This window comes from Bacillus sp. OV322 (assembly GCF_900112495.1).
Lineage (GTDB): Bacteria > Bacillota > Bacilli > Bacillales > DSM-1321 > Peribacillus.
Genome location: NZ_FOMA01000002.1, coordinates 435,592 through 450,121 on the forward strand (window position 1 = coordinate 435,592; position 14,530 = coordinate 450,121).

The 14,530-nt window shown below is 44.3% G+C and carries 11 protein-coding genes; 6 read left to right on the forward strand and 5 right to left on the reverse strand.

The window, feature by feature from the left end; genetic code table 11:
* The first annotated feature begins 119 nt into the window (after positions 1-119).
* The 4 genes from BM126_RS06390 to BM126_RS06405 all read left to right on the forward strand — a co-directional run bounded on the left by BM126_RS06390 (position 120) and on the right by BM126_RS06405 (position 4,270).
* Positions 120-1,262, forward strand: a complete 1,143-nt coding sequence (locus BM126_RS06390; protein WP_371261422.1) for a methyl-accepting chemotaxis protein — start codon at positions 120-122, stop codon at positions 1,260-1,262.
* A gap of 100 nt (positions 1,263-1,362) precedes the next feature.
* Positions 1,363-2,340, forward strand: coding sequence for a sugar ABC transporter substrate-binding protein (locus tag BM126_RS06395; protein WP_090988970.1), 978 nt, complete (start codon positions 1,363-1,365; stop codon positions 2,338-2,340).
* Between the two features lie 226 nt (positions 2,341-2,566).
* The gene (locus BM126_RS06400; protein WP_090988731.1) at positions 2,567-3,595 is read left to right on the forward strand and encodes a GTPase; all 1,029 of its coding nucleotides are present in this window, start codon (positions 2,567-2,569) and stop codon (positions 3,593-3,595) included.
* Between the two features lie 6 nt (positions 3,596-3,601).
* Complete coding sequence (locus tag BM126_RS06405; RefSeq protein WP_177201335.1) at positions 3,602-4,270, forward strand: GTPase domain-containing protein; 669 nt, start codon at positions 3,602-3,604, stop codon at positions 4,268-4,270.
* A 15-nt stretch (positions 4,271-4,285) separates the two neighbouring features.
* Here BM126_RS06405 and BM126_RS06410 read toward each other — a convergent pair whose 3' ends face one another.
* The 4 genes from BM126_RS06410 to BM126_RS06425 all read right to left on the reverse strand — a co-directional run bounded on the left by BM126_RS06410 (position 4,286) and on the right by BM126_RS06425 (position 7,915).
* On the reverse strand, positions 4,286-4,837 hold the full coding sequence (locus tag BM126_RS06410) for a GNAT family N-acetyltransferase (protein ID WP_090988733.1): 552 nt from the start codon (positions 4,835-4,837) through the stop codon (positions 4,286-4,288).
* 156 nt (positions 4,838-4,993) lie between these two features.
* Positions 4,994-6,280, reverse strand: a complete 1,287-nt coding sequence (locus tag BM126_RS06415; protein ID WP_090988734.1) for an MFS transporter — start codon at positions 6,278-6,280, stop codon at positions 4,994-4,996.
* 452 nt (positions 6,281-6,732) lie between these two features.
* Complete coding sequence (gene bacA, locus BM126_RS06420; RefSeq protein WP_090988735.1) at positions 6,733-7,527, reverse strand: undecaprenyl-diphosphate phosphatase; 795 nt, start codon at positions 7,525-7,527, stop codon at positions 6,733-6,735.
* A 91-nt stretch (positions 7,528-7,618) separates the two neighbouring features.
* Entirely contained in the window at positions 7,619-7,915 is a 297-nt protein-coding gene (locus tag BM126_RS06425) for a hypothetical protein (protein WP_090988736.1), read from the reverse strand.
* 172 nt (positions 7,916-8,087) lie between these two features.
* Here BM126_RS06425 and BM126_RS06430 point away from each other — a divergent pair, with 172 nt between their 5' ends.
* Positions 8,088-8,897, forward strand: a complete 810-nt coding sequence (locus tag BM126_RS06430) for a uroporphyrinogen-III synthase (protein ID WP_090988737.1) — start codon at positions 8,088-8,090, stop codon at positions 8,895-8,897.
* 28 nt (positions 8,898-8,925) lie between these two features.
* On the opposite strand, the gene BM126_RS06435 is transcribed toward BM126_RS06430, so the two are convergent.
* Positions 8,926-9,828, reverse strand: a complete 903-nt coding sequence (locus BM126_RS06435; RefSeq protein WP_090988738.1) for a glutamate biosynthesis transcriptional regulator GltC — start codon at positions 9,826-9,828, stop codon at positions 8,926-8,928.
* A gap of 130 nt (positions 9,829-9,958) precedes the next feature.
* Between BM126_RS06435 and gltB the strand changes: the two genes are divergently transcribed.
* Positions 9,959-14,518: a glutamate synthase large subunit gene (gene gltB / locus BM126_RS06440; protein ID WP_090988739.1), complete on the forward strand. Its 4,560-nt coding sequence runs from the start codon at positions 9,959-9,961 to the stop codon at positions 14,516-14,518.
* Positions 14,519-14,530 lie beyond the last annotated feature (12 nt).

The following is a 14,530-nucleotide window of genomic DNA, read 5'->3' on the forward strand; positions in this document are numbered from 1 at the left end:
CTGTCAGCAAACTGAAAACAGATACTGATCAAGTTGCAGGGCAGCTGAAGGAGGCAGCGAGTGACTCCAATTATCGAACAATGTCTGGTGCGATGAATGATATTGGAATGACGACTTCAATGCTTCTTATTTCTGGAATCGCTTCCATCACCGTTTCTTTTTTGCTGCTCATTTATATCAGCCGGAAAATTAAGAAAGAGCTTAGCCATGTAGTGGCTGTAAGTTCTGAAATTGCTGAAGGAAATCTTAATTTTTCTGAATTGAAGTATGAAGGGAAAGATGAAATCGGAAAGCTTTCCCGTTCTATTAATCATATGGGAGAAAGCCTCCGGCAAATGATAGTAGAAGTTTCCGATGTTGCAGGAAACGTAGATAAATACAGTGATTCTCTTGCGGAGTCATCAAAAGAAGTAAAGCTCGGAAGTGAACAAATTGCGCTTACAATGGAAGAGCTTGCGCTAGGGGCGAGCAGCCAGGCTAATGAGTCTTCTTCCATTTCTCAAAGCACGAAAGCTTTTCAAGATAGATTGCTTGAGGCAAAGCAGTACAGCAGCAGATTATCTAGCTATTCGCAAGAAACTCAGCACGTATTGGCAGCAGGCAGCAGGCAAATGGAAGAATCATTAAAGCAAATGAACATTATTAACAAAGTAGTCAAGAATGTTGTTGATAAAGTAGATAGCTTCGATAAACGAATCGGATCGATTACAGAATTAATTAATGTCATTAAATCAATTGCTGATCAAACAAATCTTTTGTCTTTGAATGCTTCAATTGAAGCCGCGCGTGCTGGTGAAGCAGGGAAAGGTTTTGCGGTTGTAGCTAATGAGGTCAGAAAGTTGGCAGAAGAAGTAGGGCAATCTGTTGCTAACATAACAGGAATTGTTGCCAATATCAGCAAAGAATCTGGTGTTATGAAGGAAGAATTGAATGTTGGCTTTACTGAAGTTGGCAAAGGATCGGAACAAATTAAAATGACAGATAACAGTTTTACAGAGATTAAGGGAAAAATGGAACAAATGAACAGCAATGTAGTAAATATTACTGAAGCCTTTGAGTACTTTTATAAAGCAGGGGAGCAAATCAATGCTTCTGTTGTAAATATAGCCGCAATTATAGAAGAATCAGCAGCGGGAACTGAGGAAGTATCTGCTGCGGCACTTCAGCAAAACCATTCTATAGAGACCATTTCCGAAAGTGCTGAGGATTTGCGGTTAATGGTCCAGCGGATGGGCGAATTGATTCATCAATTTAAAATTTAATGACAAAGAGGTAAATTCGGTGAATATATACAGAAAATTATTGATTGGTTTAATCGCTGTTTTTTTTATCCTAGCAGGAACTGCATGCTCCAAATCTGGGATGGAAAATAAAACGTTAGGCAAAACAAAGCTAATTGCTGATAAGGATAAGATATATGTGGGCTTTATGCTAGATACTCTTCAAGATGAAAGGTGGTACAAAGATAAAAAACTATTCGAAGAGCAGGTTAAGAAATTAGGTGCAGAGGTTAAAACACTTGCAGCAAACGGCAACAGTAATGTACAGATCAGCCAGGCTGAACTTCTTATTGCTGAAGGTGCAGATGTTTTAGTTGTTGTTCCCTATGACGCAGATGCTGCAGCAAAAATTGTGAAAATCGCTCATAAAGCAGATGTGAAGGTTGTCTCTTATGACCGATTGATTAAAAACGCAGATGTGGATTATTACGTCTCGTTTGATAATGTAAAGGTAGGAGAGCTCCAAGCTGAACAGGTGTTAAAAGAGAAGAAATCCGGACAATTTGCTTATATAGGCGGATCTAAGACAGATAATAACGCAATCCTTTTCAGGCAGGGGACGATGAATACCCTGCAGCCTTTTATTAAAAGCGGAAAAGTGAAGTTTGTGTATGATCAGTACACAGAGGAATGGAATCCGGATAAAGCAGAAGAAAATATGAGAGCAGCCTTAAAGCAGACCGGGAATAAAATAGATGCTGTAATTGCCGCCAATGATGGGCTTGCGGGCGGCGTCATTCATGCCCTTACCGGAGCGGGGCTAACAGGGAAAGTCCCGGTTACAGGACAGGATGCCGAATTGGAAGCGATAAGAAGAGTATATTCCGGAAAACAGACCATGACGGTATATAAACCAATTTCCCTTCTTGCAAAAAAATCTGCTGAAGTGGCAGTGAAAGCAGGGGAAAAGAAACAGATTCCTACAGGGACAAGCATCGACAACGGGAAAATTAAGGTCCCTTCTATTCTGCTGGATCCGATTGCTGTTACAAAAAATAATATAAAAGATACAGTTATTAAAGACGGATACCTTCAGGAAAAGGATATTATAAAAAGATAGCTGGCTAATACTAAATGGGAAAACTGGAGGATGTGAAATCCGCCAGTTTTTTTACGAGACAGTGTTAATAATCACCTAATATATAAAAATCCTATAAAGCGATGAGTGACAGGGGGCGGCTATTTTTTTTAGGAATAAACTTTAGCTTAGCCTCAAAAGCACTTTCGGAGTATTTTTTGGGTTGTTATAGTAAAATACTGGGTACATATAGCTGCGGGGTGAAAATATGAGTATTTATGATGATATTGAGAAAATTAAGCAACAAATAGAAAAGGAAGATGAAGTGCCTTTAAAGATTGCGCTGTTTGGGCAGCCGGGTGCAGGGAAATCATCCATTATCAATAAGCTGTTCGGGGAGCAGGTCGCTAAAACCGGAGCCAGCACAGATGTGACGGTGGATGCGGATTTTATTCCTTATGAAGGATTGCTCCTTGTCGATCTCCCTGGATACGGAACATCCAAGTTTCCTCCCAATGAGTGGATGAGCAGATTCGATCCCAAGGACTTTGATTTGTTTTTGTGTGTGTTTTCCGGCAAGTTCCATGATGCAGACACGGCTTTTTTCAAGGAATTAAAAGAAGAGGGCAGGGTTTGTTTATTTGTCCGCAATATGGCAGACCAATTATGGGAAGACGGAAAAACCCTTGAAGAGTTGGAACAGAATATCAGGGATGATGTTGAAAAGCAGGTAGGGTCTAAAGAAAAGGTCTATTTTACAAGCTGCAGGAATGCTACAGGCTTTGATGTTCTGCAGGAAGCCATTACACAATCCCTTAAGCCTGCCCAAAGGGAAAAGTATACGCGATATGCCAAAGCATATACAATGGATCATCTTGAGGCAAAGAAAGAGGAATGTAAAAAGCTTGTCGTGCGTTATGCAGCAATTGCCGCTGCGAATGGAATTAATCCAATCCCTGGTGTGGATGTGAGTGTGGACTTTTCCGTGATGCTGAAGTTATTTTCGGATATCCGAAAATCATATGGATTAAATGACGAAAAAATTTCCAAGCTCGAGGGAGCCATGCTTCCGCTGGCCAAGAAGGTTTTGGATTATGCAACAAGAGAAGGCGTGGCCCTGCTTTTGAAACGGTTTGCGGCCAAGACAGCCATGAAAAGCACGGCAAAGTTTGTGCCTATCGTGGGACAAATTGCCGCGGCATCAGCAGGCTATGCTATGACATATACAGCAGGAAACCACTTCCTGAACGACTGCCACGAGCTTGCTGCTGAGGTACTGAAGAAGGAATTGACCTGAGGTATGATGATCAATCCGTTTAAGAGATTAAGGAAGTCGGGGGATTATTCCGCTTCCTCACATAAGCCAAATATAAGGAAATCTGTGCTGGAAGAGAACTTTTCCCGTTTAGATCACGTTCTTGATAGATCAGAAAAAAAGACAATCGCCATTATCGGGCAGCCGGGCGCCGGAAAATCTTCGCTGCTTTTGAAGCTGACAAATGGCCAATGCACTCCGAAGCCGGTTATCGGACAGGGGACAGATGCAACAGATTGGAGCCTTGATCCTCAGGCAAATCTATTGTATGACTATAATGGAAGCCTATATATTGATACTCCCGGCTATGATACACTGGCGCATCCGTTAAAAAGCTACCGTGATTATCTGCCTTTTGACAGGTTTGACGTGATCTTGTTTTCGGTTAGAGGCAAAATTCATGGCAGTGATGAAGAGATGTTTGAGAGCATTCTTGAAAAAAGCAGGAGAACTTCATCGATTGTACTGATAAGAAGCTATTCTGATGATTTAACAGACGAAGAAAAAGCAAGTATCGAACGGGACCTTCAGCTGAAATTTCGTTACACGAGATATAATATTCCGCTGATTTTCGTTAGCAACCGTTACGGTGAGGGAATAGACGAACTCAAGAAGGTTTTGGAACATAAAAATCCAGCTAAGGACGATCTCAGTTAGAGATCGTCCTTTTGCTTACTTCTCCATAGCCTTCCAATCTCCGGCAAGCATTCCGTACACAATATGGTCTACAAAATGGTCATACAGCCATTCAGCCTCCCTGATTCTCCCTTCGTTCACATATCCCAATCTCTCAGGAATGCTTCTGCTTTTGATATTTTCAGAGGCAGCCCTTATTTCAACACGGTTTAACTTTAAATCATTGATAGCATAATCAGTCAGCGCCTTGGCTGTTCTCGTCATAATGCCATGCCCCTGATATCCTTCAGAAAGCCAGTAGCCGATTGCAGCGGATTTATTGGACCAGTTGATGCTGTTAAAACCGGCTGTCCCCACAATTTCCCCTTTGTAGAGAATCGCTGTGTTCAAGCTTGTATTATTGCCAAAATTCTTCAAGCTTGAAGAAATGAACTCCTGTGTATCCTCTAATTTGGTATTAAAATCCAGCCAAGGGAGCCATTCGCGCAAATAGCTCCTTGATTGATTCGTTAATTCAAATATCCTCTCAGCATCTTTAAGCTCCAATAACTTTAAAGAGAGTTCATCATCAATTTTATGCAAAAACATAGCTTTATCCCCCTGATAATAAAATTGGTTTATTTTGTATGTTACCATAAGTTTAAGCAGAATTGGCAAGGGAAAGAAAGAGAGTTTAAAAAGATTATTTAATAGATGAAAAAGGTGATCCGCAGTCATGCGCTGCCGGATCACCTTTTTTGTGCCTTAAATTTTAGAATCCTTTGATGACTCGCCCATTCGCCAGTAAACAAGGAAGCTGACAAAAACACAGGCCGCCACGTAAAAGTAGAAGATCTGCTCTTTGCCGATGTTTTTCAGCCATAATGCGATGAATTCAGCGGTTCCGCCAAAGATAGCAACAGTAAGGGCATACGGGAAACCAACGCCAAGCGCGCGGATCTCTGTCGGAAAGAGCTCGGCTTTTACAATGGCATTAATCGATGTATAGCCGGTGACAATGAAAAGTCCTGCCATCATGAGCAGGAAGGCGACTATCGGATTTTTTGTATGTTCAAGCAACATAAAGAGCGGAACCGTACAAAGAGTCCCGAGCACCCCGAAGCTGATGAGAAGCGGGCGCCTGCCAATTTTATCAGACAGCATGCCGGCAAGCGGCTGGAGCACGACAAAGATCAGAAGGGCGATGAAGTTGATCCAGCTGACGGTTTCCTTGTTGATGCCGGAAGTATTGACCATGAATTTCTGTAAATAGGTGGTATATGTATAAAAGGCGACAGTACCGCCAAGGGTAAGGCCTGCAACTGTTAAAACAGCCTTGGGATGCTTCATTAGCGCCCGGACAGTACCTGCGTTTTTCTTGCTTTCGCTATTCATTTTTTCAAATTGTTCTGATTCATCCATTGTGCGGCGCAGCCACAATACGGCCAGTGCACCTAATGCGCCGATGACAAATGGAATTCTCCAGCCCCAGGATTTCATATCCGCTTCATCGAGCATTTGCTGCAGAATGATTTGGACACCAAGTGCAACCATCTGCCCTGCGACAAGTGTGACATATTGAAAACTTGAGTAAAAGCCCCGTCTGCCATTTGAGGCCATTTCAGAAAGGTAAGTGGCTGAAGTTCCATATTCCCCGCCAAGCGACAGCCCCTGGAGCAGCCGTGCAAGAACAAGGATAATTGGTGCAAGCATCCCTATTGTAGAATAGCCTGGTGTGCAGGCGATGACGAGCGAACCGCCTGCCATGACGGTAATGGAAAGGGTAAGGGCTGAGCGCCGTCCAAAGCGGTCGGCATAACGTCCCATCAGCAGGCTTCCTAATGGACGCATCAAAAAGCCGACCGCAAAAATGGCTGCAGTATTCAGCAGCTGGCTTGTCGGGTCGCCGCTCGGAAAGAATTCTGCCGAAAAGTAGACGGCAAAAGCAGAATAAACGTACCAGTCATACCACTCAATCAGGTTGCCGACCGAACCTTTGAAAATGTTGCCAGTAATGCGCCGCGTTTCAGCACGTTCAGATGAATGTTTCATTGTTCTCCTCCTCATGATGATCTGGTTTCAATGTTGCTGTTTCATAGTTTATGAATCTGTTAAAGCTCCCTATGGTTCGGGGTATGGATAAATCAGCAGGCAATTTTACTAGAGCCTACTTATAAAATAATCTTAATTTTCTAAAATGACAATGAAAACGCTTATAACCAAGAGCTGCAAGGAAACAAAAAACCGCCCATTGATGAAATGGGCGGCACTTAAAAGGCTTCACGCGGTTCATTGATCGATTTTTTAATAGTAGTTTTATGTTCTGCAGATCTTTTAACAAGATAATTACCGCTCATACACGAGTTTTTCAGGAATCAAGCGGTTTGTGCCTGAAATCATGCAGCTTTCTGGCATAATCATGCGACTTACAGGAAGAAACGTGCAGCTTTCTGGCATAATCGTGCAACTTACAGGAAAAATCGTGCAGCCTGCTCCGCACTTATTTATAAAATAAACAAAGCAAAGACAATCGCCAGGAGAATCCGGTAATAGGCGAAGATGCTCAGGCCGATTTTTCCGATTAATTTAAGAAAGACGACCGCGACCAGCATGGCTACAATGAATGCAGTAACAAAGCCGATTGAAAACATGGGAATGTCGCTTGCATGCAAAAAGTCCAGGCTTTTGATTAAATCAAGTCCTGTTGCACCGACCATGATCGGAAGCGCGACAAGAAAAGAAAATTCCGCTGATGTTTTATGGTTTGCCCCTGCAAGCAGGCCACCTGATATGGTGGAGCCTGCACGGGAGAATCCGGGACAGACGGCGAGGCATTGAAACAGGCCAATAGCCAAGGCCTGTTTATAGGTAAGCTCATCGACTGTTCCGGCTGTGAATCTGCCGTGTTTTTTTTCGGCAAAAATCATTAAAATGGCTCCGGCAACCAGGCTGACGACGACCACACTTGGAGAGAACAGCTTGGTTTTGATAAAATCATGAAGCAAAAGACCGGCTAAAGCAGCTGGTACCACTCCTAATATTATATGTATAAGATCCAGTTTTTTCTCGGGCTTTCCGATCGTTTTGAAATTCAGCAGGGAGAGGTACCTTCTCCAGAATAAAACTAATATGGCCAGCATGGATCCCAGTTGGATGATCACTTCAAAGGTATTCGCCTTTTGTCCTTTGAATCCAAGCAAGTGGCCTGCAAGAATCAAGTGCCCGGTCGATGATACAGGCAGAAATTCGGTTAAGCCTTCTACTACCCCTAATATAAATGCAATGATATGTTCGCTCATTTAGTGCCTCCTTTTTTAACAGAATATCATATGTGAAAGAAGGCAATTGTTAAGATTTTATGTAGTTTTTTAAGAGATAGACTTTAGGAGTTTAAAGGGAAACCTTGGTTTTCGCGCTTTTTTTCATCCTATTAAAATATACAAAATCACAGACAGCGCTAGGAGAACGAAATGAGATTCTGTTTGGGTAGCTAAGATAGCATAAGCATGATTCCCTGCCGGTTTTGCAATGCGGCAGATGAATCAGCTCACTGTCAAAGCTTGTGTCGCGATAATAATATAGTCCGTTATTGGCCAGCCAAATGTGAAAGTTACCATGAAACAGGACAATGTTTCCTGAGGTGCTTAATTCATTCACTTCTTTTAGCATTTCCTGATAAGACAGCATTGTTTGCACCACTCCTCTATTTATCTTCTTGCCATGCATTATTTCCAAATCTATCAAAATGTATACTGTTTAGCGGTGTCTTTGATTCATTTAGAATAATAGCTGTTTCTTTACTATTCCTATCCGCTATAATGGAATACAAAATCATTTTCATACGGAAAGAGGGAGAGCAATGGGAAAAGGATTAGCCGGCAGAAAAGTTGCCATTGGCGGCTCGCGGAAAACAGAGGAAATGAGCTTGCTGATTGAAAAACAGGGAGGAGTCCCAGTTGTACGGTCTCTGCAGGGTACGGTTTTTTTAGCAGAAGAACAAACGGCACCGCATATTAAGTCTTTTATTGATTTTCAGGCGGACTGGTCTATATTCACGACAGGAGCAGGCATTGAAACGTTAATACGTATAGCCGGGAAGATGGGTATGGAGGAACCGTTTTTGCAGGCTGTCCGAAAAACAAAAGTGGCATCACGGGGCTATAAAACGGCAGGTGCCTTAAAGAAGCTGGGTATTGATATTACGGCGGCGGACAGTGACGGTACGACAAGTGGACTGGTTCAGGCGCTTAATAGCTTTGACTTTAACGGAAAAAAGGTCATGGTTCAGCTTCACGGAGAGAAGGCTCCCTCCCTTATCTCTTTTCTTGAAAATAACGGAGCCGCTGTGATGCAGATTCTTCCTTATCAGCATATTGCTCCAGAACGGGAAACGGTGGAAAAGTTATGCAAAGAACTGATAAGGGGTGAAGTGGATGCGGTTTGTTTCACAACGGCCATACAGGTTTTTTCTCTTTTTGCTTTTGCCAGAAAAGAAGGGTGCTTAGAGGGCCTTATACATTCCTTTGGCAGCCATGCAATGGCGGCCGCAGTCGGCAAGGTCACAGCGGATGCATTGAAGGAAGTAGGAATAGAGCGGATACTGGTGCCTGGCAAGGAAAGAATGGGAGCCATGGTTGTAGAGCTTTCCCGCTATTATGAAAACCAGTAACAAAGCTGGCGGATACCCGGCAGCTTTGTTATTGATAATGCTCCAGAACGGTGAAAAATTCTTTGATGAATTGATAGAAATCCTTTTCTGATGGAGCGAGTTCCCTGGTTTTAGGCGTAATGATCCCAACTGTTCTCCTTACCCTGGGAGCTTCGATTGGAATTTTTGCGGTAAAACGCGGGGTGGAGTCGTAAAAGGTGCCGTCTGGAAGAATACTGACGCCCATTCCTGCTGACACAAGCCCTTTGATGGCATCCATGTCTGCTCCTTCTGAAGCTGTTTTTGGCTTGAAACCTGCTTGCCTGCATGCTTCCACTGCAATTCTCCGCAGCACGTAACCTGCAGGAAACAGCACAAAATCATCGTTGCGAAGCTCACTTAGAGCCAGGCTTTTCTTTTCAGCAAGGGGATGATTGATAGGCACTAGAGCTGACAGGTTTTCTGTAAATAATATGCGGGTGTTAATTTCTTCATCCTCAGGGGGGACAGGGCCGAGCAGGGCTAAATTGATATCCCCATTTTTTACGGATTCAATCAGCGAAGAATAAGAACCCTGATGCAGATGAAAGGAAACGCTTGGCTGCTTATTTTTATAAGCAGATATGATTGTGGGCAGCAGGTAGCTGGCAAGGCTTGTCGGATAGCCGATTTTGATCGTGCCATGCTCAGGGTTCAAGTATTCATCCACCTGTCCTTTGGCGTAATCAATCGCTTTAATGGCTGTTTTGATGTGATGCAGAAAAATCTTGCCGATGTGGGTGAGTTTAATATTTCTTCCAGCCCGTTCGAATAACTGTACGCCGAGTTCAGTCTCCAATTTTGATATCTGAAGACTTATTGCGGATTGGGCAACATGAAGATGCACGGCTGCTTCTGATACATGCTCCCGTTCTGCTACCTCGATAAAATAGCGCAATTGCCTCAATTCCATTGACTCCGCCTCCTATTCATCTTGAAACGAGATTATTTTAATCTAAATTATATATTGTTTATATCAATAATAACACCCTATAATGAACAAAAGAATTGCGCCTGAAAGCAAACGAACGGAGGAGATCATATTGACGTACAATCAAATGCCCAAAGAACAAGGACTCTACCGCCCTGAATTTGAGCATGATGCATGCGGAATCGGCTTATATGCCCATATAAAGGGCGATAAAACACATGACATTGTTGAAAAAGGACTGCAAATGCTTCGTCAATTAGACCATCGCGGCGGTCAGGGAAGTGACCCGCATACAGGGGATGGAGCCGGATTGATGGTGCAGATTCCAGACCGGTTTTTCCGCTTGGCCTATCCGGAAATACACCTTCCCACGCAGGGAAGCTATGGTGTAGGCATGCTGTTTTTCTCTAGTGATGACAAAAAACAAGGTGAAATTGAAGAGAAAATCAATGCCTATATTGAACAAGAGGGACAATTGGTGCTTGGATGGAGAACTGTGCCTGTTGATTTCAGAAAAGTCGGGAAACTTGCGCAAAAGAGCTGCCCTTTTATTCGCCAGGTTTTTATCGGGAAAAGCCCGGAAATCGAGGAAGGACTGCAGTTTGAACGTAAATTATACATCATTAGAAAGCAGGCAGAGCAGTGGGCCCTTAAGCAGGAAAGGACTTTTTACTGTGCCAGTTTTTCAAGCAGCACGATTGTGTACAAAGGCTTGCTGACTCCACAACAGGTGGATGCATTTTACCTGGATTTGCAGGATCGGAATTTTGTTTCAGCATTTGCTTTAGTGCATTCCCGCTTTAGTACAAATACTTTTCCTAGCTGGGAGAGAGCACATCCAAACCGCTATCTGATTCATAATGGCGAAATCAATACGCTGAGAGGCAATATTAATTGGATGAAGGCCCGCGAAAGGCAATTTGTTTCAGAAGCGTTTGGCGAAGACCTCAAAAAGGTTCTTCCCATCCTTGATACAGGCGGCAGCGATTCCTCGATTCTTGACAATGCCCTGGAATTTTTCATTTTGTCCGGCCGCAAGCCTGCACATGCAGCGATGATGCTCATCCCGGAGCCATGGTCTGAGAACCCCCATATTTCTAAGGAAAAAAGGGCGTTTTACGAATATCACAGTATGCTGATGGAGCCATGGGACGGACCGACTGCGATTTCTTTTACAGATGGAAAGCAAATCGGCGCAATGCTTGACCGGAACGGATTGCGCCCGGCACGTTATTATGTAACAAAAGATGACTATGTTATTTTCTCTTCTGAAGTTGGCGTCCTTGACTTAGAGCAGGAAAATATTCTCTACAAAGAACGTTTAAGCCCAGGGAAAATGCTGCTGATTGATTTGGAGAAAGGCAGGATTATTTCTGATGAAGAAATCAAATCAGAAATGGCAGCCGAGCATCCATACCAGCAATGGCTTGACGAACAGATTGTAAAATTGCCTGAGGGATCACATGAAGCGGAGGAAATAGAAGTTTCAGACATCGTTGAGCGCCAAAGGGCTTTCGGCTATACCTATGAAGATATTAATAAATATCTGATTCCTCTTGCAGCGGAGGGAAAAGACCCGCTTGGTTCCATGGGGAATGATATGCCTCTTGCTGTATTGTCGGACCAGCCACAGTCGCTGTTTAATTACTTCAAGCAATTGTTTGCACAGGTAACCAATCCGCCGATCGATTCCATCCGCGAGCAGATTGTTACATCTGCTGTGACCTACTTAGGCAAAGAAGGTGATTTGCTTCATCCGGATGAGAGGAACTGCCGCCGGATTCAGCTTGAAAGCCCCGTATTATCAGCCGGACAATTCCAAGCGATAAAGAAAAATGAATGGCCGGATTTTAAAAGTGTTACGATATCTGCTGTTTTTTCAGAAAATTTGGAAATGGAGCTGGAACACATCCTTAGCACTGCGGAGGAAGCCATTGCAGCAGGTGCAAGTATCCTGATTCTCTCAGACCGTGGCATGAATAAGACGAAAACAGCACTTCCTCCTTTACTTGCTGTAAGTGCACTTCACCAGCATCTTGTGCGCCTCGGCATCCGTACGAAAGCAAGCATTATTGCAGAATCAGGAGAAGTGAGGGAGGTGCATCATTTTGCCGCACTGATCGGATACGGTGCAGATGCTGTTTATCCTTACCTTGCTTTTGCATCATATAAGCAGGCTGCGAGTGATGGAATTCTTCCTATTCGTTATGAAGAAAGCGTCCGCCAGTACATCTGGGGAATCACGGAGGGTGTAATTAAAGTGATGTCCAAGATGGGGATTTCCACCGTGCAAAGCTATCGCGGCGCCCAGATTTTTGAGGCTGTTGGAATCAGTGCCGAGGTGATTGGAAAGTATTTCAGCGGCACGGCCTCACAGCTTGGCGGCATCGGCCTGGAAACGATTGAGGAAGAGACACTGAGACGGCATCATCAAGCGTATGTTCATCATTATGAAGAGACGCTTGAATCGGGCAGCGATTTCCAATGGAGAAAATCGGGGGAGCACCATGCATTTAACCCTAAGACCATTCATACCCTGCAGTGGGCATGCCGAAAAGGGGACTACCGCTTATTTAAGCAGTTTTCACATTTAGCGGATGAAGAGCGGATGAGTTTTCTGCGCAATTTATTTTCTTATAAAAAAGTACAGCAGCCATTGCCAATTGATGAAGTGGAATCGGTAAGCTCCATTGTGCGCCGTTTCAAAACAGGAGCCATGTCTTTTGGTTCATTGAGCAAAGAGGCGCATGAGACGCTGGCGATTGGTATGAACCGGCTCGGAGGAAAAAGCAACAGCGGTGAAGGCGGAGAGGATTCAAGGCGGTTTTACCCTGATGAAAACGGAGATAACCGCAGAAGCGCTATCAAACAAATTGCTTCAGGCCGTTTTGGAGTGAGCAGCCATTATCTTGTTAATGCGGATGAACTGCAGATCAAAATGGCCCAGGGAGCAAAGCCTGGCGAGGGCGGTCAGCTGCCCGGAAGCAAGGTGTATCCGTGGGTCGCAGATGTTCGCAGATCAACACCTGGAGTAGGGCTGATTTCGCCTCCTCCGCATCATGATATTTACTCGATCGAAGATTTGGCGCAGCTTATCCATGACTTGAAAAATGCAAATCGTGAAGCAAGGATCAGTGTGAAGCTTGTAGCCAAGGCTGGTGTCGGAACGATTGCGGCCGGAGTTGCTAAGGGTGCTGCGGATGTAATCGTGATCAGTGGCTATGACGGCGGAACTGGGGCTTCTCCCAAAACGAGCATCAAGCATACAGGTCTGCCATGGGAGCTTGGGCTTGCTGAAGCACACCAGACACTGATGCTGAATGGGCTGCGGGACAGGGTTGTCCTGGAAACGGACGGCAAGCTCATGACAGGAAAAGATGTAGTGATGGCAGCGCTGCTGGGTGCGGAAGAATTTGGATTTGCAACTGCGCCTCTTGTTGTAATGGGCTGTATCATGATGCGTGCCTGCCATTTGGATACATGTCCTGTGGGAGTTGCCACACAAAATCCTGAACTCCGCGAAAAGTTTGCCGGAGATCCCGAGCATATTGTCCATTACATGCGTTTTGTTGCGGAGGAAGTGCGTGAGATTATGGCGGAGCTTGGTTTTAGAACGATTGAAGATATGGTCGGCCGCACAGATGTCCTTACTGTCAGCGAACGTGCTAAGTTACACTGGAAAGCAAAGCACCTCGACTTATCGGCACTGCTGTATCAGCCTAAGGGAGCACGCACATTTAAAACTCCTCAAAACCATGGAATTGAAGATTCTCTTGATATGAAGGAAATTCTTCCTGCGGCGGAAAAGGCACTTAGTGAAGGGGTTCCGTTTGAGGCATCCTACTCCATTACCAATGTGAATCGTGTGGCTGGCACGATTACGGGCAGCGAGATATCAAAGCGCTACGGTGAAGAAGGGCTTCCGGAGGATACAATTAAACTCCGGTTTAAAGGATCAGCCGGGCAAAGCTTTGGTGCCTTTGTGCCAAAGGGAATGACAATGATTGTCACGGGTGATGTGAATGATTATTTTGGAAAAGGCTTATCAGGAGGAAAACTGGCAGTCAGCGCTCCTTCTTCCTCCAAGCAATTTGCTGGAGGCAATGTGATTGCCGGAAATGTGGCATTGTACGGAGCTGTTGGCGGGGAAGCGTATCTCAATGGCCGCGCAGGCGAGCGCTTTGCAGTCAGAAACAGCGGAGCGGATGTTGTTGTTGAAGGAATCGGTGATCATGGCTGCGAATATATGACCGGCGGCCGGGCCGTCATTATGGGTGACACAGGCAAGAACTTTGCTGCAGGAATGTCTGGCGGTATTGCTTATGTACTTCCTGATGATAAAGAAGGATTTTACTCATTATGCAATATGGAAATGATTGAGTTTGAAAAATTGACGGATAAAAAGGAACTGAATGAATTAAAGGAGCTGATCATAAAGCACTTCCTTTATACAGAGAGTTCAAAGGCTTTATATGTACTGGGAAATTGGGAAGAAGCTTCAGCCCATTTTGTTAAAGTCATTCCTAAAGATTATAAACGCATGATGGAAAGCATATCCGAACAAAAGTCAGCGGGTGCTTCAGATGAGCAGGCCAGGCTGAACGCTTTTCATCTTCATTCTAAAAAAGTAAAAAAGGCATCGCCTGACACTCTTGGAGTGGTGATGCAGTAAGAAAAGGGGGAG

Bases quoted from the DNA above. Each gene is read 5' to 3' on its own strand.
- BM126_RS06390 (WP_371261422.1), top strand. From the start codon at position 120: ATGCTTCTTATTTCTGGAATCGCTTCCATCACCGTTTCTTTTTTGCTG.
- BM126_RS06395 (WP_090988970.1), top strand. From the start codon at position 1,363: ATGGAAAATAAAACGTTAGGCAAAACAAAGCTAATTGCTGATAAGGAT.
- BM126_RS06400 (WP_090988731.1), top strand. From the start codon at position 2,567: ATGAGTATTTATGATGATATTGAGAAAATTAAGCAACAAATAGAAAAG.
- BM126_RS06405 (WP_177201335.1), top strand. From the start codon at position 3,602: ATGATCAATCCGTTTAAGAGATTAAGGAAGTCGGGGGATTATTCCGCT.
- BM126_RS06410 (WP_090988733.1), bottom strand. From the start codon at position 4,837: ATGTTTTTGCATAAAATTGATGATGAACTCTCTTTAAAGTTATTGGAG.
- BM126_RS06415 (WP_090988734.1), bottom strand. From the start codon at position 6,280: ATGAAACATTCATCTGAACGTGCTGAAACGCGGCGCATTACTGGCAAC.
- bacA (WP_090988735.1), bottom strand. From the start codon at position 7,527: ATGAGCGAACATATCATTGCATTTATATTAGGGGTAGTAGAAGGCTTA.
- BM126_RS06425 (WP_090988736.1), bottom strand. From the start codon at position 7,915: ATGCTGTCTTATCAGGAAATGCTAAAAGAAGTGAATGAATTAAGCACC.
- BM126_RS06430 (WP_090988737.1), top strand. From the start codon at position 8,088: ATGGGAAAAGGATTAGCCGGCAGAAAAGTTGCCATTGGCGGCTCGCGG.
- BM126_RS06435 (WP_090988738.1), bottom strand. From the start codon at position 9,828: ATGGAATTGAGGCAATTGCGCTATTTTATCGAGGTAGCAGAACGGGAG.